General features: G+C 69.3%; 20 protein-coding genes and 1 pseudogene. 8 read left to right on the plus strand and 13 right to left on the minus strand.

Features of this window, described 5'->3' with window-relative positions:
* Positions 1-232 precede the first annotated feature (232 nt).
* From ACQEVY_RS05570 to ACQEVY_RS05585, 4 genes are all read left to right on the plus strand, one after another.
* The gene (locus ACQEVY_RS05570) at positions 233-3,106 is read left to right on the plus strand and encodes a glycoside hydrolase family 2 TIM barrel-domain containing protein (RefSeq protein WP_432945407.1); all 2,874 of its coding nucleotides are present in this window, start codon (positions 233-235) and stop codon (positions 3,104-3,106) included.
* Positions 3,099-4,298 (plus strand): MFS transporter, encoded by a 1,200-nt coding sequence (locus ACQEVY_RS05575; RefSeq protein WP_432945409.1) that lies wholly within the window; start codon positions 3,099-3,101, stop codon positions 4,296-4,298. Before ACQEVY_RS05570 ends, ACQEVY_RS05575 begins: the two co-directional genes overlap by 8 nt.
* Before the next feature lie 192 nt (positions 4,299-4,490).
* Positions 4,491-5,390 carry an LLM class flavin-dependent oxidoreductase gene (locus tag ACQEVY_RS05580; RefSeq protein ID WP_432945411.1) on the plus strand — a complete coding sequence of 300 codons (900 nt, stop codon included), beginning with the start codon at positions 4,491-4,493 and terminating at the stop codon, positions 5,388-5,390.
* Positions 5,391-6,220: 830 nt separating this feature from the next.
* Positions 6,221-7,090, plus strand: a complete 870-nt coding sequence (locus ACQEVY_RS05585) for an MBL fold metallo-hydrolase (RefSeq protein WP_432945413.1) — start codon at positions 6,221-6,223, stop codon at positions 7,088-7,090.
* 427 nt (positions 7,091-7,517) lie between these two features.
* Here the strand turns inward: ACQEVY_RS05585 and ACQEVY_RS05590 are convergent, their stop codons facing one another.
* Together ACQEVY_RS05590 and ACQEVY_RS05595 are read right to left on the minus strand one after the other, a co-directional pair.
* Positions 7,518-8,915, minus strand: a complete 1,398-nt coding sequence (locus ACQEVY_RS05590) for a hypothetical protein (protein WP_432945415.1) — start codon at positions 8,913-8,915, stop codon at positions 7,518-7,520.
* Positions 8,908-9,666, minus strand: a complete 759-nt coding sequence (locus tag ACQEVY_RS05595) for a cyclase family protein (protein ID WP_432945417.1) — start codon at positions 9,664-9,666, stop codon at positions 8,908-8,910. The genes ACQEVY_RS05590 and ACQEVY_RS05595 overlap by 8 nt, the downstream gene beginning before the upstream one ends.
* Positions 9,667-9,774: 108 nt before the next feature.
* Here ACQEVY_RS05595 and ACQEVY_RS05600 point away from each other — a divergent pair, with 108 nt between their 5' ends.
* Entirely contained in the window at positions 9,775-10,638 is an 864-nt protein-coding gene (locus ACQEVY_RS05600; protein WP_432945419.1) for a LysR family transcriptional regulator, read from the plus strand.
* Between the two features lie 145 nt (positions 10,639-10,783).
* Here ACQEVY_RS05600 and ACQEVY_RS05605 read toward each other — a convergent pair whose 3' ends face one another.
* The 7 genes from ACQEVY_RS05605 to ACQEVY_RS05635 form a co-directional block, all read right to left on the minus strand.
* Positions 10,784-12,124 carry a sugar ABC transporter permease gene (locus ACQEVY_RS05605; RefSeq protein WP_432945421.1) on the minus strand — a complete coding sequence of 447 codons (1,341 nt, stop codon included), beginning with the start codon at positions 12,122-12,124 and terminating at the stop codon, positions 10,784-10,786.
* Positions 12,121-12,912 carry an ATP-binding cassette domain-containing protein gene (locus ACQEVY_RS05610; protein WP_432955073.1) on the minus strand — a complete coding sequence of 264 codons (792 nt, stop codon included), beginning with the start codon at positions 12,910-12,912 and terminating at the stop codon, positions 12,121-12,123. The genes ACQEVY_RS05605 and ACQEVY_RS05610 overlap by 4 nt, the downstream gene beginning before the upstream one ends.
* Before the next feature lie 123 nt (positions 12,913-13,035).
* Positions 13,036-14,139, minus strand: a complete 1,104-nt coding sequence (locus ACQEVY_RS05615) for a sugar ABC transporter substrate-binding protein (protein WP_432945423.1) — start codon at positions 14,137-14,139, stop codon at positions 13,036-13,038.
* Between the two features lie 309 nt (positions 14,140-14,448).
* On the minus strand, positions 14,449-14,679 hold the full coding sequence (locus ACQEVY_RS05620; RefSeq protein WP_432945425.1) for a hypothetical protein: 231 nt from the start codon (positions 14,677-14,679) through the stop codon (positions 14,449-14,451).
* A 45-nt stretch (positions 14,680-14,724) separates the two neighbouring features.
* The gene (locus ACQEVY_RS05625) at positions 14,725-15,015 is read right to left on the minus strand and encodes a hypothetical protein (protein WP_432945427.1); all 291 of its coding nucleotides are present in this window, start codon (positions 15,013-15,015) and stop codon (positions 14,725-14,727) included.
* Positions 15,012-15,302, minus strand: coding sequence for an SDR family NAD(P)-dependent oxidoreductase (locus tag ACQEVY_RS05630; RefSeq protein ID WP_432945429.1), 291 nt, complete (start codon positions 15,300-15,302; stop codon positions 15,012-15,014). Before ACQEVY_RS05630 ends, ACQEVY_RS05625 begins: the two co-directional genes overlap by 4 nt.
* Positions 15,299-15,562: a histidinol dehydrogenase gene (locus ACQEVY_RS05635; protein ID WP_432945431.1), complete on the minus strand. Its 264-nt coding sequence runs from the start codon at positions 15,560-15,562 to the stop codon at positions 15,299-15,301. Before ACQEVY_RS05635 ends, ACQEVY_RS05630 begins: the two co-directional genes overlap by 4 nt.
* Positions 15,563-15,693: 131 nt before the next feature.
* Between ACQEVY_RS05635 and ACQEVY_RS05640 the strand changes: the two are divergent.
* Positions 15,694-16,241, plus strand: a pseudogene (locus ACQEVY_RS05640) (aldehyde dehydrogenase family protein); the annotation flags it as partial.
* A gap of 46 nt (positions 16,242-16,287) precedes the next feature.
* Here the strand turns inward: ACQEVY_RS05640 and ACQEVY_RS05645 are convergent.
* Both ACQEVY_RS05645 and ACQEVY_RS05650 read right to left on the minus strand, forming a co-directional pair.
* Entirely contained in the window at positions 16,288-17,187 is a 900-nt protein-coding gene (locus ACQEVY_RS05645) for a hypothetical protein (RefSeq protein ID WP_432945433.1), read from the minus strand.
* Entirely contained in the window at positions 17,184-17,576 is a 393-nt protein-coding gene (locus tag ACQEVY_RS05650; protein WP_432945435.1) for a hypothetical protein, read from the minus strand. Before ACQEVY_RS05650 ends, ACQEVY_RS05645 begins: the two co-directional genes overlap by 4 nt.
* A gap of 163 nt (positions 17,577-17,739) precedes the next feature.
* Here ACQEVY_RS05650 and ACQEVY_RS05655 point away from each other — a divergent pair, with 163 nt between their 5' ends.
* Positions 17,740-20,631 (plus strand): CHAT domain-containing protein, encoded by a 2,892-nt coding sequence (locus tag ACQEVY_RS05655; protein ID WP_432945437.1) that lies wholly within the window; start codon positions 17,740-17,742, stop codon positions 20,629-20,631.
* 22 nt (positions 20,632-20,653) lie between these two features.
* Here ACQEVY_RS05655 and ACQEVY_RS05660 read toward each other — a convergent pair whose 3' ends face one another.
* Positions 20,654-20,830 carry a hypothetical protein gene (locus ACQEVY_RS05660; protein WP_432955662.1) on the minus strand — a complete coding sequence of 59 codons (177 nt, stop codon included), beginning with the start codon at positions 20,828-20,830 and terminating at the stop codon, positions 20,654-20,656.
* Between ACQEVY_RS05660 and ACQEVY_RS05665 the strand changes: the two genes are divergently transcribed.
* Complete coding sequence (locus ACQEVY_RS05665) at positions 20,766-21,050, plus strand: hypothetical protein (RefSeq protein ID WP_432955075.1); 285 nt, start codon at positions 20,766-20,768, stop codon at positions 21,048-21,050. The genes ACQEVY_RS05660 and ACQEVY_RS05665 overlap by 65 nt on opposite strands.
* A 205-nt stretch (positions 21,051-21,255) precedes the next feature.
* Here ACQEVY_RS05665 and ACQEVY_RS05670 read toward each other — a convergent pair whose 3' ends face one another.
* Positions 21,256-22,083 (minus strand): class I SAM-dependent methyltransferase, encoded by an 828-nt coding sequence (locus ACQEVY_RS05670; RefSeq protein WP_432945439.1) that lies wholly within the window; start codon positions 22,081-22,083, stop codon positions 21,256-21,258.
* Between the last annotated feature and the right edge of the window lie 13 nt (positions 22,084-22,096).

Consider the following 22,096-nt stretch of genomic DNA (forward strand, 5'->3'; position numbering starts at 1 on the left):
TACCCACCCGTGTCCTTGTGGTGCCCTGCGTCCCAAGTCAATCAGGTTCAGCGGTTGGCCGCGCCGCCGACCGCTGGCCGCGTGCCGGGACATTGACAGGACCGATCCGATGAACCAGTATCCGTTACCGCTCACGTTAACGGTAACGGCAGCCGCTTTCCTGCTCACGTTCAGCAGCGACTGAACACACGGCGTCACGAAGACCGGGATCAAGGGCTGACTTAGGAGACAGATGTCTTTCCGCACCACCACGGCCATCGACTACGTCGAGGACGTCTCACCCGGGAGCGGGGCCCTGCCGCCCCGCGCCTGGTACGCGTCCTCCGATGCCGCCTCCCTTTCGCTGAACGGGAGTTGGCGCTTCCGGCTGTCGGCCACCGCCGACGCCGAGGACGACTCCTTCGCGGCGGACGGGTACGACGCCGGCAACTGGGCCGAGGTGCGGGTCCCCGGTCACTGGGTCCTGCAAGGCCACGGCTCGCCCATCTACACCAACCACCTCTACCCCTTCCCGGTCGACCCGCCGCGCGTGCCGACCGAGAACCCGACCGGTGACCACCTGCGCATCTTCGACCTGCCCGACGACTGGCCCGCCCTGACAGAGGGCGGCTCGGTACTGCGCTTCGACGGGGTGGAGTCCTGCGCCCGCATCTGGCTGAACGGCACCGACATCGGCGAGTTCAAGGGCTCTAGGCTGCCGCACGAGTTCGCGGTCGGCCACCTGCTCAAGCCGGCCGGCAACGTGCTCGCGGTCCGTGTCCATCAGTGGTCGGCGGGCTCGTACCTGGAGGACCAGGACCAGTGGTGGCTGCCGGGCATCTTCCGGGACGTCACCCTGCTGCACCGCCCGGCGGGCAGCGCGCTGGACTTCTTCGTGCACGCCTCCTACGACCACGTGGGCGGTCTGGGGACCCTGCGGGTCGACTCGGATGTCGAGGGCCGGGTCACCGTGCCCGCGCTGGACATCGATGTCGCCACGGGTGAGACGGTGACGGTTCCGGTCGAGGCGTGGACCGCGGAGACGCCGAAGCTGTACGACGGCGTGCTGGCCACCGAGGGCGAGAAGATCCCGCTGCGGATCGGCTTCCGCACGGTCGTCCTCGAGGACGGCCTGATCAAGGTCAACGGCAAACCGATCCTCTTCAAGGGCGTCAACCGGCACGAATGGCACCCCGAGCGCGGCCGGGCCCTGGACCTGGAGACGATGCGCGAGGACGTGCTGCTGATGAAGCGGCACAACATCAACGCCGTCCGCACCTCCCACTACCCCCCGCACCCCGCCTTCCTCGACCTGTGCGACGAGTACGGGCTGTGGGTCATCGACGAGTGCGACCTGGAGACCCACGGCTTCGTCGAGCAGGCCTGGCGCGACAACCCCGTCGACGACGACCGCTGGACCCCGGCGCTGATCGACCGGGCGTCCCGGATGGTCGAGCGGGACAAGAACCACCCGTCCGTGGTGATCTGGTCGCTGGGCAACGAGGCCGGCACCGGGCGCGGCCTGACCGCGATGGCCCAGTGGATCCGCGGCCGGGACACCTCGCGCCTGATCCACTACGAGGGCGACATCAACTGCCGTGACACGGACATGTATTCACGCATGTACGCCTCCCACGACGAGGTCGAGCAGATCGGCAAGGACCTCGACGGCGGCACCCACAAACGACGCGGGCTCCCCTTCATCCTGTGCGAGTACGGCCACGCCATGGGCAACGGCCCCGGCGGCATCGCCGACTACCAGCAGATCTTCGAAACCTACGACCGGCTCCAGGGCGGCTTCATCTGGGAGTGGATCGACCACGGCATCAAGGACGCCCGGTTCGGCTACGCCTACGGCGGCGACTTCGGGGAGGAACTGCACGACGGCAACTTCGTCTGCGACGGGCTGATCTTCCCCGACCGCAAGCCCTCGCCGGGGCTCATCGAGTTCAAGAAGGTGATCGAGCCGGTCCGTATCGAAGGAGACGGCGCGGACGGCACCGTACGGATCACCAACGCGTACGACTTCGCCGACCTGTCAGCGCTGGAGTTCGAGTTCTGCCACCAGGTGGACGGGATGCCCACGGGTGCGAGCAGGCTCACCGTTCCGCCCCTGGCGCCCGGTGAGTCGGCCGAAGTCAAGCTCCCGCCGGCGCCCGACGGACAGGGTGACGACGTCCAGTGGACGGTCCGCGTGCTCCTCGCCGAGGACACCTCCTGGGCGAAGAAGGCCCATGTGGTGGCGTGGGGGCAGGCGACCGTCGGTCGGCGCACACCCGTGACTGTCGCCGCCTCGGAGGGTCCCGTGCACGGCGGCGGGCTGATCACGCTCGGCCCTGCCTCCTTCGACGCACGCTCGGGTGCGCTGCGGACAATCGGCGGCGTCGACGTGACCGGGCTGCGCCTGGACGTGTGGCGTGCGCCGACCGACAACGACGAGGGCGCCTCCTGGCAGGACGACATCCGCTGGGCCCAGATGTGGCGCAAGTACGGCCTGCACCGCATGCAACACCGCCTGGACGGCGTCGAGTTGAGCGACGACGCGTTGACCGTACGGACCCGGGTGGCGCCCGCCGCCTGGGAGGTGGGCCTGCGCACCGTGTACCGGTGGACCTCCGACGGCACCCGGCTGAAGCTGACCGTGTCCGTAGCGCCCGAGGGCGACTGGACGGTGCCACTGCCACGGCTCGGCATCCGGTTCGGGCTGTCGGCTGCCGTCGCAGATGACGTCCTGTATTTCGGCGGCGGTCCGGGCGAGGCGTACCCGGACACCCGTGCTGCGTCGATGCTCCTCCAGTGGCTCGACAGCGTCGACGACTTGCAGACTCCGTACGTGCGGCCCCAGGAGAACGGGGCGCGGGCCGACGTCCGCTGGGCCGAGCTCGGCGGGCTGAGGATCGAGGGCGACCCGGAATTCTGGCTCACGGCCAGGCGCTGGACCAACGAGCAGTTGGACGCGGCCCAGCACCTGACGGACCTCACTCCCGGCGACACCGTGTGGGTCAACCTCGACCACGGCCAGCAGGGCATCGGCTCGCAGTCCTGCGGTCCGGGCGCGCTGCCGCAGTACCAACTGCGGGCGGCACCCGCCGAGTTCTCGTTCGTGTTCTCGGAACCTCGTGACTGACACGGACACGGTCGTACCGACCGCGGCCGGCCGCCTCTTCACCCGTCCGGCCGCGGCCGCGGCCTGCGTCGGATTCGTCCTCATCGGCATGCTCCAGGCCCTCTACGGTCCGGCGGTCCCCGGCCTGCGCGAGGAGTACGGCCTCGCCCCGTCGGGCGTCGGACTGGGCCTGAGCCTGCACTTCGCGGGCGGGCTCGCGGGCGTCCTCGCCCTGAGCGCCATCCACTCCCGGATCAGCAACAGGACGCTGATAACCGCGAGTTACGGTCTGATGGCGGCCGGCGGCGCGGGCTTCGCGCTCGCCCCCAACTGGCCGCTCGCTCTCGCCGCGGCCTTCCTCGGCGGCCTCGGCTTGGGCGGCATCGACTACGGCCTCAACCAACTGTTCGCGGTCGGCTTCGGCGAGAGGTCCACCGCCATGCTGAACGTGCTCAACGCACACTTCGGCATCGGAGCGGTGCTCGGCCCGGCCGTCGTGGCGTGGCTGGGGCCGGGCGACTACGCGTACGCGTTCGCCGGGTGCGCGGTGCTGGCGGCGGCGCTCGCGCTGACCACAAAGGGCATCGGCACGAAAGCGGCCGGCGTCCCGTCCGATGCACCATCGGCGAAGCTGGGCCTGTCCCCCATCCTGATCGGCTTCATCGCCCTCTACGTCCTCAACGTCGCCGTCGAGACGGGCGTAGGCGGCTGGGAACCCACTCACCTGGAGACCGTCGGCTACAGCGCCACCGTGGCCGCCTCGGCAACCTCCGTGTACTGGCTGATGATGACGGCGGGCCGCTTTCTCGTCGTCCCGATCACGCTGAAGTACTCCCCGGAACGCATCCTCACCGTATGCGCGGTCGGCATGACCGTGTGCCTGCTACTGGCGCGCATCGAGGGAATGGCGCCCCTCGCGTACGCCGGTGTCGGGTTGTTCATCGCGCCCGTCTTCCCCACCGGTCTGCCCTGGCTCAACAGGGCCCTTCCACAGTCCAGACACGCAGGTGCCTGGGTCATCGCCGCCTCGATGCTCGGCGGTGTGGCGGCGCCGCCGCTGCTCGGCGTAGGCATCGATGCGACGGGAATCCACGCCGTTCCCTGGCTGCTCACCGCACTGTCCGCCGCCTCCCTGATGGCCACGGTCTGGCTGATCCGTCTGACGAGAACAACGAGCCGAGCCCCTACTCCCATGTGCAAGTCCCACGACTGAGCACTGTGCGGTGGCGCGGAAGCTCCGACGGCGACGAAGAGCGACGGCACCCGACGACTCCCGCAGCGGCCGTCGACCGGGAGCCCAGCCCGTGGACCGCCCCGCGCCCCCGGGTCGCCAACCACTACACCCGGCCTGCCGCGACGCGCTGCGGCAGGCCGAGTACCGCCGAATCCAAGGAGAGCAGCAGCTGTGCGAGCCGGAATCGTCATCCTCCCCGAGTATCGTTGGCGCGACGCCGAACCCAAATGGCGCGCTGCGGAAGAGTACGGGTTCGATCATGCCTGGACGTTCGACCATCTCGGCTGGTCTTCGCTCGTGGACGGGCCCTGGTTCGGGACGGTGCCCACCCTGACCGCGGCCGCGCTGGCGACCTCCAGGATCGAACTCGGTGCTCTCGTCGCCTCGCCGAACTTCCGGCATCCGGTGTCATTCGTCCGGGAGTTGACCGCTCTGGACGACATGTCGAATGGCCGGTTCACGCTCGGTGTCGGGGCAGGCGGCGCCGGCGCGGGCGACTACGACACGACGGTCTTCGGCCCCAGCCCCGGAGTGGCGCGACGAGGTACCCGCTTCCGCGAATTCGTCGAGCTGCTCGACGCACTGTTGACGTCGGACACGGTCACCTCGGAGGGAGAGTTCTACACGGCGGTGAACGCTCACTCCGCGCCGGGCTGTGTGCAGCGGCCCCGGATGCCGTTCGTCGTCGCGGCCAACGGGCCGAGGGCGATGAGGATTGCCGCACGTTTCGGACAGGGCTGGATCACGACCGGCACGCCGAGCGAGACGCTCGAACAGTGGTGGGAATCGATCGCCCAGGCGGCTCGCCGCTTCGACGAGGCACTCGGCGAACAGGGGCGGCGCGACGTCCGGCGCTTCGTACAGACTGACGCTGCCCCGGTGTACTCGCTGTCCTCGGTCGAGTGTTACCGGGAGTTCCTCGGACGGGCCGGTGAACTGGGCTTCACCGACGTCGTGGCACCGTGGCCGCGCCGGGAAGGGGTGTTCGCAGGATCGGAGCGCGTACTGGAAGCAGTCGCGGCCGATGTCCTTCCGGACCTGCACACGCAGTCGGGTGTTCGTCGTCCGTAACCGCAGGTATGAAGCGGGCAGATGGAACGCATCGTCTTCAGCAAGCGGACCGGCCGCTACCTCCCGCGCCGGGAACGGCTGGGACTTCCCCTTCCGGCAGCCTCACACCAAGACGGGCCGCATGGACACCCTGACGCCACAGGCCGACGACCCACCGGACAGCCGACAACAGCGGCGACTCGGCGGCCGTCATCACCCTGCCAGGTGTCACCCATCGCTACCCGGGCCTGGGCCCTGGACCACGTCTCGTTGACCGTGGCATCCGTGGCGACTGACCCCGCTCGGGGAAAGCCTGCGCGAAACTGTCCTGGCCCTCGCCCGATGGGTCACCGACCCCCACGACGAGATCGAAACCGCACGCCACCGCTACGACACCCGCTGACAGCAGCCGCGCCGTCGGGGCCCGGGCTCGGCACTGGATCACTTCTCACAGTCGGTCCTGCGACCTGCGCGTTCAGACCGCACCTTCAAAAGCAGGCACTCAGGAGCCGGAGCGGCCGTGTACGCGGCGGTCGAGATCGGCACCAGCCGCAACCGCCGTCAGCTTTCGGCCTCGCGGATGCCGGTGGATGGAAGGCGTGCGCGGCCGTCCAGCGGTACTCGGCGACCTGGACGAAGTCGAGTAGGACGGTCGGGTGGATGCCGTGGCGGCCGGGCTTCGGTGTGGATCAGGTTTCAGCCGCCTCCGGCAAACCGACGGCCTGCCCGGCACGCGCAACAGGCAGCAACGACCCCGGACTTGCCACTGTTCATCTGAGACCTCCACATCTAGATCATCACGGCATTGGGCGAACCATCAGCCGTGTGGAAGGCATGACAGGATCGCGGCCATGTCCCTCAGCGTTCCTCGCCTCCGGATCGGCTCGACCGAGATCATTGCCCTCGCCGACGGCGAGGGCCCGTTCTTCTCCCCGCGCGTCGAGGCCTTCCCCGAGGCCACGGCCGCACAGTGGGCCGAGGCCGACCGCTACGACCCGGGCGCGGTCGACGCCGAGGGCCGCTGGCGGCTCCAGTTCCGCGCGTACGCGATCCGCGGTGACAAGGGCCTCACCGTCGTGGACGCCGGGATCGGTCCGGCGGACAGCCCGGCCGCCTCGTGGGCGCCCGTGCCCGGTGCGCTCCCCGAGTCGCTCGCCGCCGCGGGCATCGACCCGGCCGAAGTCGACACCGTGGTACTCACGCATCTGCACACCGACCACGTCGGGTGGGCGGTCGTGACCGAGGCGGCCGTCCCATCAGCGGGCGGCGCGGTGGACGGCAACGCTTCGGCCGGCGGCGCGACCAGCGGCCGCCGCCCCTTTTTCCCGAACGCCGAATATCTGCTCCAGCGGGCCGAGTTCGACGCCCTCGACGCGCTCAACCCGCAGCTTCGCGAGACCCTCACCGACCCGCTCGCGGCCGCCGGTCGGCTCCGGCTCCTCGACGGGGACACGCCGCTGCGCACTGGGCGCGCGGTCGCCACGCCCGGACACACGCCCGGACACCAGAGCGTGCTGGTCGCCGACGGGCGCGAGCTGGCGCTCGTCACCGGCGACCTCCTGGTGCACGCGCTCCAACTGCTCCACCCCGAGCTCGCCTACGCCCACGAGACCGACCCCGAGGCGGCCAGGCACTCCCGGGAACGCATACTCAGCCACGACACCGCCACCACGCTGCACCTGGCGACGCCGCATTTGACGGAGCCGTTCCTCTCGGCGTGATCGCGGCCGTTCGGCGCGCGCGTGCGGCGGCGGCGAGGGCATGCAGACGGTCCAATTTCTTGGCGGTCTCGACGTTGACGGGGCTGAAGGCCGTGAGGCGGGAGCCGCATTCGGACTGGAGCCGTATCCGGTCCGCGTGCAGGAACGCATCGCGTACGTGTCAGCGATGAGGAGACTGGCCAAGAAGGGCTCCGTACGACGGCCCATCCAGACAGGGCCCAAGGCGTCTGCGGCCACTGACCGTCACCAGCGGGCGCATCGACTCTCGGCACGGACTCGATGGGATCGCTGGTGTGCAGCAGGTGGGCGCGCGGCAGGTGTCGCCGTGTGCCGACTTCAGCCGGCACACGGCGACAGGCCGGCTTCTGCCCATCGGCGACGTGCGGGTCACCACCTTCGGCCGCAGGGAGAGGCAGGGTTTCTCTGGCTACGCCGGACGCGCTCGCTGCTCCGCGGAGGCGGTGGCGACCAGGACCGAGGAGAGCGAGAGCAGCGCGGGCGGCAGCACGGCCTGCCGGTCCGAGAGGGGAAGGACTTCTTCGGCGATCCGCAGGCCGAGGGTGTGCGTCATGAAGGTGCGGCGGGCGGTGACGCGTGCCCACATCTGCGGATAGCGCTCGGCGAGTTCCGCGCGCAGGTCGGCGTCGGCGATCGCGACGGCGTCCTCGCAGTTGGCGGCCAGGTCCGGTGTGGATCCCACGGGGATGATGTCGGCTTGCAGTGACATGCCGGAGTGGACGGTGCCGTGGGATCCGGCGGCGAAGGGGCTGTCGAGCCATTCGTCGATGTGCTGCAGGTGTCCGGGGTTCAGCAGCGGGCGGATCGACGACTTCGCCAGCTCCCGCGTGGTCTGCTCGGCGATCTCGGCGGTCGATGCCCCCAGGGTGAGGCCCTGGTACCAGGTGGCGATGGCGGCGAAGTAGCCGGCCGCGAAGTCGGTCTGCCGCTGGTCGAGTTCGTCGGCGCGCAGTACGTATCCGGCGCGCGAGGTCAGTCCGCCCTGGAGCCCGACCGCGGTCGACAGCAGGTCTCCGTGCCCGATCACGCGGTCGCTGGGGCTGCACAGACCCACGACCTTGCCGGACCCGGTGGTCAGCATTACGTGCGCGGTCAGGGGCAGACCGTTGAGGGCCATGTGCTCGGCGGTCGCCAATTCCGAGCGTCCGGGCTTGAGGGCCTCGAGTGCGCGCCACGCGTGGCCGGCGGCGCGGGTGGCGCGGTGCTCGTTGAGCGCGATCTGGTCGGCCTCGTTGCGGGAGCGCAGGCCGTCGATGCCCATGAGGATCGACGTGGCGTCGGTGAGGTTCTGGGTGACGTCGAGGATCTCGCCGATCACGAAGGCCGGGACGGCGTAGGCGTACGGCGAGACTGGGGAGTCGCCGGCCGTGATCTGCCGCCATCCGACGAGTCCTACGCGGGATTCCGGGCCGACGCCGACCTGGCGCAGGGCCGCGGAGATGCGCTGCTGGATGCTGCGGTCCTGCCCGGGCAAGCTGAGCGACTGGCACAGCACGGCCGTCGCGGTGACGGACAGACCGGGGATCATCGCGCCCGACTCGTTGCCGGCGAGGATCCAGGGTGCGTTGTCCAGGTCCAGCACCACCAGAGCTTCCTCGAACCGGGGGTCGAAACCTGTCAGGTAGAGGCTGTTGCCGGGGTGTTCCCGGTCGGCGTAGGCGATGAGGTGAGTAAGGCCCAGCTCGCGCATCCGCACGCGCGTGCGGCTGATCCGGCCCGCGTACACCTCGCCCGACAGGACCGGCTCGGGCTCGAGCGCGGACAGCGGGGGCAGCTCGACATCCCGCAGCGTGATGTGGTCAGACACGGGAGTCTCCCTCGGCGACGATAGCGACTGCGCGGACCGGAGAACCGGTGCCGCCTGCGATCTTCAGCGGCAGGGCGGCGAACAGGACCACCGGGGGCAGTCCGTCGAGGTTGGTCAGGTTCTCCAGGACCAGGACGCCGTTGGGCAGGAACTCGTAGTGCGCCTTCAGGCCGGCGCCCGACACGTCACCGGGGTCGATGCTGATGCAGTCGATACCGACGGCCTTGATGTTCTTGCCGCGCAGGTAGGCGGAGGCCTCACCGCTCAACCCCGGCCAGCCGCGTAGGTAGTCGAAGCCCTCGGGGATGCGCTTCCAATGCCGGGCCCAGCCAGTGTTGATGATGACGATGTCGCCCTCACGGACCGGCTCGTTCGCCTCCTCCCAGGCCTGCACATCCTCCAGGCTGATGTGGTGGCTGGTGGCCTCGAACGGGCCGAAGGCCATCACCACGGCGCGGCCGATCAGCTGGGACACGCTCAGGTCGGCGGTGGAGATCCGCCGGGGGTCCTCGGGATCAGGGACGAAATGCGAGGGCGAGTCGATGTGCGTACCGGAGTGGTCGCACATGATGAGCTGCTTGAATTCCGCGACGTCGTCCATCGACACGTAGTCGGCGATGATGTACTTCGGATGCGTCGGGAAAGTGGGGATGCCGATTTCGAGCGTGTGGCTCAGGTCGACGATGTCGAAGCCACTCAGCGTATCGGCGAGACGGTCGATCTCACCGATGGCATTTATCTGGGGAGTCATACGAGTAGCGAAACACGCTCACCGGAGAGGTAACAAAGACCACTTCTCACTTACCTAAGAGGAAATGGCTATAGGGCACACCTATGAGGCGGCCCTTAGAATCGCCCTATGACAGTCACCCTGCGGCAGATCGAGTACGCGCTCGCTGTCGATGAAGCGGGGGCCATCTGCGCCGCCGCGAAAGCACTGCATGTCGCCCAGCCGTCCCTGTCCCAGCAGATCTCGAGCCTGGAACGCTCCCTGGGTGTCGTGCTGTTCGAGCGTACGGCGACGGGCACCTCCACCACTCCCGCGGGGCGGGCCTTCCTCGTCGAGGCCCAGCAGGCGATGCAGGCGGTCCAGCGGGCGCGGGAGGTGGCGGTCCGGGCGGCGGCCAGCACGCGCAAGGACATCATCATCGGCGCGAACGAGATGACGCCCACCCTGTGGCTAGCGAAGTCCGTGGCAACTCTGCGGACGTCCGCTCCGAAGCTTTCGGCTCGCGTCGTGAACTTCGCCGACGCGGAATCACTCATCGAGGCAGTCAGATCGGGGGGCATCGACGTCGGCGTCGGTCCTCTTCACGCGTCGTCGTGGCGGGAGCGTAAGCACCGCATCGGCTCACTGGAACTCGGGATGGCCGTTCCCCACGGCTCCTCCCCCACGGCTCCTGTGCCGGCCGGGAACCTCGGCGCACAGGATTGGGTCACCTGCCCGTCGAACGCTCCGGTCTTGACCGAACTGCGGAAATCGATCGGTGACACGCGCACGGACGATCCGTCCGCAGCCCATCTGAATGCCGCCGTTTCCTATGTGGACGCCGGCCTGGGAGCGACCCTGGTGCCCTCCGGCTACGCCCTGCCCGCGTCGCTCGACCTGGTGACCATCAATCCCCCGCCGACGGTGGACGTCTATGCCTTCGCCCTGCGCAGCACCGACGCGGTGACGTTCAACCGGATCGCTCGAGAGATCACCGCGCACAACCACTCCTGAGCCCTGCTCCCGGTCCGTACAGGCCAGTCCGTACAGGACACTGGACTCCCCCAGGCCTCGGTGGAGGCAGCAAGCCGGCAGGACATGGCGAATGCCGCCGCCTGGGTCAGGTGCAGGCGGCGGCACGACATAGGGCCGGTGCGCGTCAGGCTCGGCCTGCGGCCTTCTGGCTGCGGCGGGAGACCGAGTCGATGACCACCGCGCCCAGCAGAACACCGCCGGTGATCATGTACTGGATCGAGGTGTTCATGTTCAGCAGGTCGAGACCGGTCTGGATCGACTGGATGACGAGCATGCCGAGCAGGGCGGACCAGACGGAGCCACGACCGCCGAACAGCGACGTGCCGCCGATGACCGCCGCGGCGATGGCCAGCATCAGGGTGTTGCCGCCACCGGCGGACAGCGTGGCGCTGGCAGTCTGGCCGGCGAACAACATGCCGCCGACCGCGGCGAAACCACCGGCGATCGCGAAGACGGAGATACGGATCATCGGCACGCTGATACCCGCACGGCGGGCCGCCTCCGTCCCGCCGCCGACCGCGAACACCTTCCGGCCGTAGGTGGTACGGCGCAACACGAAGTCCACGATGATCAGGCAGGTCAGGAAGACGACCAGCGCGTTGGAGACGCCGGCGGCGTCGTTCAGCACGGCCGCTGCGGCGAAGGACACGAGCGCCAGCAGGATGACGCGCAGCAAGATCTCGCCGGTGGGCCGGAAGGGAACGTTCGCGGCCTTGCGGCGGCGCTGCTCGTTGACGTTGCCGACGAGACTCAGCACGACGCCGAGGCCGGCCAGCAGGTAGGCGCCGATGATGGCCTGGTCCATGAAGAAGGAACTCTGACCCAGCAGGTGGACCGGGCCGGAGTCGGACGGGATGTTGATGGTGCCGCTGTCGCCCAGCAGCCACAGCATCAGACCGTTCCAGCCGAGGAAGCCGGCCAGGGTCACGACGAAGGCGGGTACGCCGATCCTGGCGAAGAACCAGCCGTGCAGCGCACCGATCAGGATGCCCGTAATGATCGTGAGAGCGAGCGCGAGCCAGGCGTTCACCCCCTGGTTGGCGACGAACACCGCGAACAGAGTGGACGCCAGACCGCTGACCGAGCCGACGGACAGGTCGATCTCGCCGAGCAGCAGCACGAACACCAGGCCGATGGCGAGCATGCCGGTGGCCGACAGGTAATAGCTGATGTTCGCCAGGTTGTCGGCGCTCAGGAAGCGGTCGTTCTGCAGCTGGAAGATCGCCCAGATGACGATCAGGCCGATGACCACCGGCAGCGAGCCCAGCTCGCCGCCCTTGATCTTCCGCTTGAACTCGGTGACGTAGCCTTTGAGGCCCTCCTCACGGACCAGAAGGCGCGGGTCGACGACGGCGACCGGCGCGGCGGTGGGATCGTCGGCGGCCGCGACGGTGTTCCCGTCGCCCGATACGGGGCCGGCTGCGGCCGCGGAGTGGTCGTTGAGGGTCTTCGAGGTGTTGCTCACTGTGCCGCCTCCGCGGTGCGACGCCCCGCACGACGGGTCACGGCGTTGTCCGTGGCACCCGTGATCGCGGCGATGATCTCTTCGTGGCTGGTGTCCTTCACGGGGAAGGAGCCGTTGTTCTTGCCCAGGCGCAGGACGGCGACGGTGTCGGCGACCGCCTTGACGTCGGCCATGTTGTGGCTGATGAGGATGACTCCGAGGTTCCGCTCGCGCAGCCGCTCGACCAGGTCGAGGACCTGCGCGGTCTGCTCGACGCCGAGGGCGGCGGTGGGCTCGTCGAGGATGACGACCTTCGGGTCGCCGATGAGCGCGCGGGCGATGGCGACGACCTGGCGCTGACCGCCGGAGAGGCTCGCGATCGGGATGCGTACGCTCGGGATGCGGATGGAGAGCGTGGACAGCAGCTCTCGGGCGTTCTTCTCCATCGACACCTCGTCGATGGCTCCGCGGCGCAGCAGTTCGCGGCCGAGGTAGAGGTTGCCGACCACATCGAGGTTGTCGCAGAGCGCGAGGTCCTGGTAGACCGTGGCGACACCGAGACCCTGGGCGTCGTGCGGCCTGGTGATGCCGACTGGCTTGCCCTCCCACTCGATGACGCCGTCGTCGATGGGGTGGACACCCGCGATCGTCTTGACCAGGGTGGACTTTCCTGCGCCGTTGTCGCCCACCAGGGCGACCACTTCTCCGGCATGGACCTCCAGTTCGACGTCGGTGAGTGCCTGCACCGCACCGAATCGCTTGGAGACTCCGCGCAACGCCAGCACGGGCGTAGCGGACACGTGAACCAGCTCCTTCGCCGCCTGACCGGCGGGAATACCGTGCACGCCAGGGCGGGCGCGGTGGATGACAAAAGAATGAGGGGCAAGACGTGTGCCCTCGACGACGAGCGCCGGCCGGTGAGGCGGCGTCGCCTATTCGAGGCCGGCCTTCTTGCAGGCGGCGGCGTAGTCGGCGGTGCAGATGTCGGCAACCGTGTACAGGCCGTCCTTGACGACCGTGTCCTTGATGTTGTCCACCGTGACCGACACCGGGGTCAGCAGCCGGGACGGGACCTTGTCGCCGGAGCCGCTGGTCTCGGTCTGGGTGGCGAGGGAGGAGATGTCCTTGCCCTGCAGCAGGTTGACCGCGAGCTGGGCGGCAGCCTCGGCCTCGGGCTTGAAGGCCTTGTAGATGGTGGCCGACTGGGTTCCGGTGAGGATGCGCTGGATGGCGGCGAGCTCAGCGTCCTGACCGGTCAGCGGGATGCCGCTGATGCCGGCGCCCTTGAGGGTGTTGGCGATGCCGCCCGCCATGCCGTCGTTGGCGGCGTAGACGCCCGCGATGTTCTTCGCGCCGAGCCGGGTGATCGCGGCGGACATCTTCTGCGCGGCGACGGTGTCCTTCCACAGGCCGGACTGCTCGTACGCGACATCCACCTTGCCGTCGAGCGCGTTGTGGGCGCCTTCCTTGAACTTGGCGGCGTTCGGGTCGGCGTCGTCACCGTTGATCATGACGACCTTGGACTTCGTGGTCGCCTTGGAGCCGAGCGCGTCGAGCAGGGCCCGGCCCTGGAGCTCGCCGACCTTGACGGTGTCGAAGGAGACGTACGCCGAGACCGGGCCCTGGGCCAAGCGGTCGTAGGCGATGACCTTGATGCCCTTGTCCACCGCGGACTGGATGGAGGACTTGATCGCGGCGGAGTCCTGCGGGTCGACCACGAGGACCTTGACGCCCTTGGTCACCATGCTGCTGATCTGCTGAGCCTGCTTGGCGGGGTCACCGGCGGCGTTCGCGTACTCGACGGTGCAGTCCGGGCAGAGAGACGTGACCTTGGCCTCGAAGTACGGCTTGTCGAACTTGTCGTAGCGCGTAGTGACGCTGTCCGGCAGCAGGAGGCCGACGGAGTTGCCGCCGGAGGAGGAGCCGGTGCTGTCACTGCCGGAGTCGTCGTCCCCCGCTTTCCCACAGGCGGCCACGGAAAGAGCCAGCGAAACCGCGGCGGTACCCATGACGATTCTGCGCATCGGTGCGTTCATTTCGGCATTCCTCCGAGAAAGGGCCGCGAGGTGCGGCCGGCGTGGGACTGGAACATCCGCAGCGGATAAATAGGTTCAAAGAATGGAACGGTGAATCTGCGCACCGGCACAACCGGGTGTCCGTCGTCCACGTCGCACGACCGGACCGGGCATTGCACCGCGTTGCCGTATTCCTTTAGCAGTGCAGTCAAGCCGAATTCGTCCGCTTGTTACAAAGACGGGTTTCCTCTTCGGCGATAGGGCGAGCCTCTTACCTGGCCGGCATCTGGGCATCTCGAAGAACACGGTCAAGCGGGCCCTGGCGAACGATCAGCCGCCGCAACACCAGTAACCGGTCAAGCCGAGGCGCTCGTCGAGCGCCCTCGCGTTGTACGCGGCGGTGCCGGTGGTGGGGCATCCGGTGAGAATGGCCCACTGGCCCTCACGGGCGGCAGCGGACAGTTCGTCCAGGTCATAGACAGGGGTGCCTTTGGCGCCCGCCAGCCGGCCGACTCTGATCGCGGCGGACAGCCCAGAGAAGCCGAGGAGGCTGCGGGCCAACCGCCACGACCATCCACGTACGTACGGCGGGGCCGGAGCCCCGGGTCACGACGGGGCGATCATGCCCGCCGAGAGGTCGATGTCCGCGCCGCACAGGCCCGGCATGGCGAGCATCGCCACCAGGGCTTTCGCCACTTCGTCCTCCTCCACCAGCCTGCCCAGGGCCGCCCGGGACGCGAAGGCCTGCTCGGCCTCTTCCGGTGTGCTGCCCGTCAGTTCCGCCTCCAGCCGGAAGTTGCGGTCCATGCGCGGGCTGCGCACCGGGCCGGGCGAGAGGGAGTTGACGGCGAAGACCCCGTCCCACTCGTCGGGTGCGACGTCGGTGAGGGGCTTCACCGGGCCCGCGACGCCCGCATTTTGACCAGGACAGAGATGTTCTCGTCGGCGAGCGTGTCCGTGAGTGCCGTGACCGACGCCGGGTCCGACACGTCGCACATCGCGGTGCGGGTCGCGCCGCCTTCCTCGGCCACGCGGGCAGCCGCTCCGGCGAGGGCCTGCTCGTTGCGGCCGACGAGGATCACCCGGGCACCGGCCCGGCCGAGGCCGACGGAGAAGGCCCGGCCCAACGGGCCCCCTCCGCCGGAGACCAGTGCCGTACGGCCCTGCAGGGGCAGGATGGTCATGCCCGCACCGCCCAGGGCAGTTCGTCTCCCGCCGCCTTGGCGGCCCGTACGTCGCCGGACCGGGCGTGTCCCTCGAACAGCTCCACCCGGGCGGCCCGGCCGCACAACCGGCCGAGCAGCGCCTGCGAACCGGCGTCTGTGACCTCCTGGTAAGTCACCGTCTTGAGGTACTTGCCGACCCACAGGCCACCGGTGTAGCGGGCGGCGCCCCGCGTGGGCAGCACGTGGTTGGTACCGATGACCTTGTCGCCGAAGGACACGCAGGTGCCCTCAATGCGGGTGCGGACATGTCCAACACTCTTCAGGTGGTTGTTGTCCGCTGGGTACGGCGGCTGGCGAGGGTCGTCACGGCTGCGTTCTGCTTCACCTGACTGCGTGACTCTTCGTAGTCATGGGCGGGGCGTGCACCGCCGCGAACCGGTTCTTCGTCCACCGGCCGGTGGCGGAGGAGTTCGCGCAACGTCTGGCCCGGCGGATGGGGGCGCTCGTCGTCGGTCCGGGCACACGGACGGAGAGGAACTGGTCGCCGACGCGGTGGAGCGCGGCGCCCGGGTGCTGGTCGGCGGGAGCACACCGGAGGGCCCTGGCTGCTTCTACCCGCCGACCGTACTCACCGACGTGGACCCGGGCAGCCGCCTCATAGACACGGAGATCTTCGGCTCCGTCGCCGCGATCGTCACCTTCGACGACGAGGACGAGGTCGCACACCGGGCCAATGACACCCCCTGGGGCCTCGTCGGCTATGTCTTCACCGAGGGCCTCGCCCGCGCCCTGCGCGTCGGTGAACGCCTGGAGGTCGGCCTGGTCGGCCTCAACACCGGTCTTTTGTCCCACCCGGCGGCCCCGTTCGGTGGCGTCAAGCAGTCCGGGCTGGGCCGCGAGGGCGGGCGGGTCGGGATCGAGGAGTTCCTGGAGTACCAGTACTTGGCGCTGCCGGTGTGCCGATCTGCTGGCAGCCGACCTGTCGGGAGGCAGGGCGCCGCGATCAGACGGCGCCCGGCGGATCACGGTGTGGATCGGGCGGCGGATCCTTGCGCAGGGTGGTGGTGATGGCGTCGCCGACCTCCCTGGTGAGGGCGGGCCGTTCGCCGGTCAGGCCGAGTTCCTGGGCCAAGGTGATGGCGTGCAGGTCGACGGTGGCCTCGACGAGATCGGCGAACACCGCCGTCGCCGAACGGCACCGGATCCATGCCGTGGCCGCGACGACCGCGGCGGCGGACAGCGCCGGCCACCACCAGACGCCAAGCAGCAGGTACAGCGCGGCCCATCCGGCGAGCCCGAAAGCGGCGCCGTAGGCCTCACGAGCGGAGAGGAGTTCGGACCGGACCGCATCGGGCACCGTCAGCCAGAGCCGGGGCCAGGCGGCACCGAGCTCCAGGCCGTAGGCGTCATACACCCGCTGGTCGGCCGCGTGGAGGCGGTCGCCGATCCAGGTGGGCCGCCGGGGGCGGACGAGGGCGATAGCCTCGCGCCGTTCGATGGCCCTGGCGAGTTCGGCGCGGGTCCCGGCCGCCTCGCACGCCGCGTCGGCCCGCCGCCAGCGGTGGACGCGGCGCCGTACGAGAAGGCGCGCGGGCCACCGGTCGCCCCGACTGGTCCACAGGCGCTCCACGACGACGGCAGACGCTCTGGCGCACAGTCCGGCCAGCATGGCCGCCGCCAGCACACCGGCGGCCACGAGGAGGATCGCACCGGCGTTGGAGGCTCCTGGGTGGGCGGCCAACCGGTCGATGGCGGGCTGGAGCTCAGCCAGGTCCAGGGCGTGGTCGTGTCCCAATACGACGGCGGCGGCCACACCGGCGAGGTAGACCACCCCGGGCAGGACGAGCAGGGCGAGCCACTTCTCGGCGGCCTTGCCGGCGAGGGCGGCCAGAAAGGTGGTCACAGCCGGGCCCGGCCATAGACGAAGGGACGGCCAGTCATCGCGCACACGGGGGCCTCCGGGTACAACTCCGTACTCGACAACCGCTCGCAGGAGTGGGCGGCGGGACAGGTCCACCGGTGCACCACCGGATGGCCGGCGCTGTTCCCCGGCAGAGTCGGCAAGCCCTTCGCCGCCCTGGTCACGATGCCGAAGCCGGCCGCGGCCATCCGGTCGTCCAGGGTGTCCAGCCGACGCTCCAGCACGGAGCGTGCCACAGGTTCGTCTCCGCGCAGCGCCGCAAGAACAGCCCCGACGAGTTCCGCCGCGCCCGCCTCACGCGCCGCTTCCTCCAGCTCGCCCGCACCCATGAGTGTGCACACGCGACTGAGCCGTTCCGCGAGTTCGTCCACCGAGCGCTCCCTGCCTTCGCGATCGTCATGTCAGTTGCATGATCCCGGAGTTGGTGACTCTACGGGTGCCCCAGTATCCGGCGCATCCCGCTACGGTGGTCGGCGGTGTGGCGCCAGTGTGATGCCGGGACGCCGCGGGGGACCAGAAGGAAGCCAGGAAGCAATGAGTAAGTGGAAGCGCCGCAGACTGCTCTTCATGGCCGAGGTGCATGAGAGGCGAGGCACCGACCCATCCGACGTGCTGGCCGGGCTGCACGAACTGGCGGCCGAAGATCCGTACGATCTCGAAGTGCTGCTCACTGCCGCGGAACTGCTCGCCGACCGCGCCGACCGCAGAACCGGCACGGCGCGGGAAGCGGACCTCGCGGCCTCGATCGCCCTGCTGCAGCGCTGCGTTCCGCTGGTGCCGCCGGGCCACTACGACCGCGGCCGGGTCTTCAACAGCCTGGGGCAGCGGCTGTTCACGGTCGCACAGGGCACGGACTCCCCCGAGCCCGTGGCCGAGTCAGTGCTCGCCTTCCGCGAGGCCGTGGCGGCGACGCCGCACGGCGACAACATGCGCCAGGTGAACCAATTCTATCTGGTGGTCCAGCTCGGTGAGCACTTCGAGCGGAGCAGAGACCGGGACGCACCGGTCGAGGCCGTCCAGGTGGCACGCGAGGGCTACGCCATCGTCCCGCCCAGCGACGGGCTCCGCCCCATGTTCCGGACGGCCCTGATCACCTCGCTGCGGCATCTCGCGGGCGCCACCGCACACGTCGAACCGCTCCAGGAAGCCGTCGGCCTCGCGCGCGAGGCGCTGTCCGAGGCCAGCAGCACCTCCGACCGTGCCGGGGCGCAATTCGATCTCGTACGCGCTCTGAGGGCACTGCACGACGCGACGACGGACACGCGACTGCTGGTCGAGGCGGTCGACTTGAGCGAACAGTGCCTTGCGGCCACACCACGGCGCGATCCCGAGTTCAACAGGCGTCGGACACGTCTCGCATCGGCCGTCAGGCTGCTCGCCCAGGACCGCAGGGACCCCGACCTGATGCGCCGGGCCATCGACCTGATGCGAGCGACGATCGAGACACCGTCGGCCGCCGACGAGCACGCCGACACTCTCATCGACCTCACTCAGTCGCTGGCTTCCCTGCACGCCATGACCAACGACCAACTCGCGCTCAGGGACGCGGAACTGACCGCCCGCACGGCCGTGGCCGCCGCCCCCGACCCAGGCCCCCGGCGAACAGAGGCACAATTCGCCCTGGCAACGATCCTGTTGTACCGCTCCAGCGTGGACGCACGCGGCACGGACGCCGTAGCACTGCATGAGGCGCTGGGGCTGTTCCAGCACGTGGCGGCTGCCACACCGCCCGACCACCGGGAACGTGGCGATCGCCTGTGGCAACTGGGCGTCACCCTGCGCGACCTGGCCAGGCACGACGACAGCGACACCGCCGCGTTGCAGCGCCAGGCAAGACATGTCTTCGCCGAGGCCGCGTCCGCCGCCGGACCGCCCAATGTACGGATCAAGAACTTCCAGCACCTGGGCGCCATGGAGGCCGCCCTCGGCGACCCGCACGCCGCACTCGCCGCCTACGAAGCCGCAGTTGCCCTGCTGCCGCAGCTCACCCCGAACTGGCTGTCCTACATGGGCAACATCATCGAACTCAGACAGATCGAGGGACTGCCGGACGGTGCCGCTGCCGCCGCACTGGAGCTCGGCAGACCGGAACGGGCCCTGGAACTCCTGGAGTTGTCGCGCGGAATCCTGCACGGCCGGACGCTGGAGGCCCGTGACCTCAGGCTGCTGCGGCACCGGTCACCTCAGCTCCATGCCGAGCTCCTGCGGCTGCGCACCGCCCTCAACGCCCGTGCCCGCGAAGGGAACGACGGGAACTGGGACAACCTGATGAGCCGGATCCGGAGCCTCGAAGGCATGGCAGGCTTCCTGCGGGCGCCCTCCGTCCAGGCGCTGCGCCGCCACGCCGATCAGGGCCCCGTAGTGATCGTGAACATCACCGAGCGCCGCTGCGACGCACTCATCCTGCGAGCGGACGCCAAACAGCCTGTCCTACCGGTTCCGTTGACCCGCCTGACCCAGGCCGACGTCATCGCTCACCTCCTGCGCCTGACTCGCGCCGTCTTCGCCGCCCCGAACGACCCGTCGCTGCTCACCCGTCGGGACGCCCAGAGGGACCTTGACGAGATCCTGCGCTGGCTGTGGGACCGCGTCACCGCACCCGTGCTCGACGCGCTGAGCCTCACCGCCCCGTCCTCCGATACGCAGCCCCCGCCCCGCATCTGGTGGTGCCCCGTCGGCCTGATGGCGTACTTCCCGCTCCATGCCGCCGGCCATCACGACAGCGGCGGGAAGGCGACGGTGATGGACCGGGCCGTCTCCTCCTACACAACCACCGTACGGGCCCTGGCCGGCCGGTTCAGTCCCCCGGCGACCGGTACGACCCTGGACACGCTGGTCGTGGCGGTACCCGACGCCGAGAACGCCCCCTCGCTGCCGGGCGCGGCGGCAGAGGCCGAGGCCCTCACGGAACTGCTGCCGAACGCCCTGGTCCTGTCCGGCGCGCAGGCCACGTTCGAGAACGTCGTCCGCGCGCTGCCCGCCTACCCCGTCGCCCATTTCTCCTGCCACGGCCTCACCTTCTGGGAGAACCCCGCCGCCGGCACGCTGCTGCTCCACGACCACCTCACCCGACCGCTGACCGTGGAACAGCTTTCCGCCATGGAACTGCCCTACGCGGACCTCGCCTACCTGTCCGCCTGCAGCACCTCCAACACGCACCCGGACAACGCCGACGAGGCACTGCACATCACCGGGGCCTTCCAACTCGCCGGATACCGACGCGTCATCGGCACCCTCTGGCCGGTCAACGACACCACCTCGGTGGAGATCACCCGCGCGACCTACGCCGACCTCACCCACGGCGGCAGCACCCCACCCCGCACCGAACTGTCGGCCCAGGCCCTGCACCGGGCCGTACGCGCCCTGCGTGACCGGTATCCGGCCAGCCCCTCACTGTGGGCCGGGTATGTCCACGTCGGTCACTGAAGGGGTATCCGTACCCGCAGTTTCACTGCCGGCCGCCCGCTAGGCTCGCCGGACACCACTGAAGGAGAAACAGCAGGATGAACCAGGTCGCCGTGCTGTCCGCCGGATCGTGGGGCACGACCATGGCGACGGTGATGGCCGACGCCGGCATCACCGTCACGCTGAACGCCCGCCGCCCCGAAATCGCCGACGCGATCAACAGCCACCGGTGCGGGGCCGGGGGAGACGTTCTTCCATCGGTGGCGGAGCCGCGTCAGGTGACGCGTCCGCGCAGCAGGTCAGGGGCGGGCGTCGGCGACGGCAAAGGCCCGCGTGGGAGCGAGTACCGATCACGGCGATCAGTCGCCCCTCCGCATCAACTGCCGGGGACGGCCATGGAACGATATGCCCCCGCCCGCGCAGTATGCCGCTGTCAGTAAGAGGCTCCATCGTGGCGGACACCTCGCGCTGAAAGGTCACGCTGAGCTACATGTCACCTGGTTCGCCGTTCGTTAACGGCACGTCGGCCGTGAGTTCAGCGTGACTGAGGTGCATTCACTGGGAACCCACGGCGTCTTCAGCAGGCAGGCATGAAAGTGCGGTGGGTCCGTTGCCGCTGAATCGGCAGGTACTTCACCACTGGGCTCACTCGGCGCGCTGTCCGACACGGAGGACGCTCAGGTAACGGCGTGATGCTCGGTCACCCATCCGCGTGCGGATGCGCTCTGCTAGGGCGTCGAGCAGGGGCTCACGGACGTCGCGGTCGAGCCTCCGATAGAGCGACTGTGAGCGAAGGTGATCGGCAAAGCCGTCCCCGTTGAACCACTGAACGGTTGGATACCAGCGCGCGATCGTTGGGCCGAACAATCCTCCGGGATCTTCGACCAGGCCCCAGCCCTCGTCGGTGGTTCGCACGTCGTCCTCCAGCGGTGGATGACCCCAGCCGGGGTTTCCGGGGCAGAACCGCTCGTGGAGATCGGCGGTCTCGGCGTACACCTCCGGCTCTCCCGGCAGGCGGACAACGACGTGGCCGAGCAGCGCCATCCAGCCTCCCGGACGGAGCACGTCGTGCGCTCGCTGCCAGCCAATCGACGGGTCGACCCAGTGCCACGACGACGCAGCCACAAGAACATCGAAGTGTCGACCGCGGTCGTCCCACTCCTCAAACGTCGACGTCTCAACTTCGACGCTGCGGAAGGAGGCGATCCGCTGGCGAGCGAGTGCGGCCATCTCTGCGCCCGGCTCGATGGCGGTCACTGAGCATCCGAGCGCTGCCAGCGAGCGCGTCGCCTGACCGGTACCGCAGCCCACTTCCAGCACCGACGACCCTTCGTCCATGCCGGTGATGTCGCCAAGGTCCGCGAACAACTCGTCGGGGTATCCCGGCCGGACCCGGTCGTAGAGCTCCGGCACCTCGTTGAACACTCGGCCGAGGTCGTGTCGGTTCGGGGGCATCTTCGGATCATGAGTCACGAACGCACAAGCT

This window comes from Streptomyces sp. CA-288835 (assembly GCF_050936385.1).
Taxonomy (GTDB): domain Bacteria; phylum Actinomycetota; class Actinomycetes; order Streptomycetales; family Streptomycetaceae; genus Streptomyces.

Excerpts from the sequence above, each read along its gene's own strand:
- ACQEVY_RS05570 (WP_432945407.1), top strand. The coding sequence starts at position 233 with ATGTCTTTCCGCACCACCACGGCCATCGACTACGTCGAGGACGTCTCA.
- ACQEVY_RS05600 (WP_432945419.1), top strand. The coding sequence starts at position 9,775 with ATGACAGTCACCCTGCGGCAGATCGAGTACGCGCTCGCTGTCGATGAA.
- ACQEVY_RS05630 (WP_432945429.1), bottom strand. The coding sequence starts at position 15,302 with ATGACCATCCTGCCCCTGCAGGGCCGTACGGCACTGGTCTCCGGCGGA.
- ACQEVY_RS05585 (WP_432945413.1), top strand. The coding sequence starts at position 6,221 with ATGTCCCTCAGCGTTCCTCGCCTCCGGATCGGCTCGACCGAGATCATT.
- ACQEVY_RS05595 (WP_432945417.1), bottom strand. The coding sequence starts at position 9,666 with ATGACTCCCCAGATAAATGCCATCGGTGAGATCGACCGTCTCGCCGAT.
- ACQEVY_RS05655 (WP_432945437.1), top strand. The coding sequence starts at position 17,740 with ATGAGTAAGTGGAAGCGCCGCAGACTGCTCTTCATGGCCGAGGTGCAT.
- ACQEVY_RS05665 (WP_432955075.1), top strand. The coding sequence starts at position 20,766 with ATGGCCGACGCCGGCATCACCGTCACGCTGAACGCCCGCCGCCCCGAA.
- ACQEVY_RS05615 (WP_432945423.1), bottom strand. The coding sequence starts at position 14,139 with ATGAACGCACCGATGCGCAGAATCGTCATGGGTACCGCCGCGGTTTCG.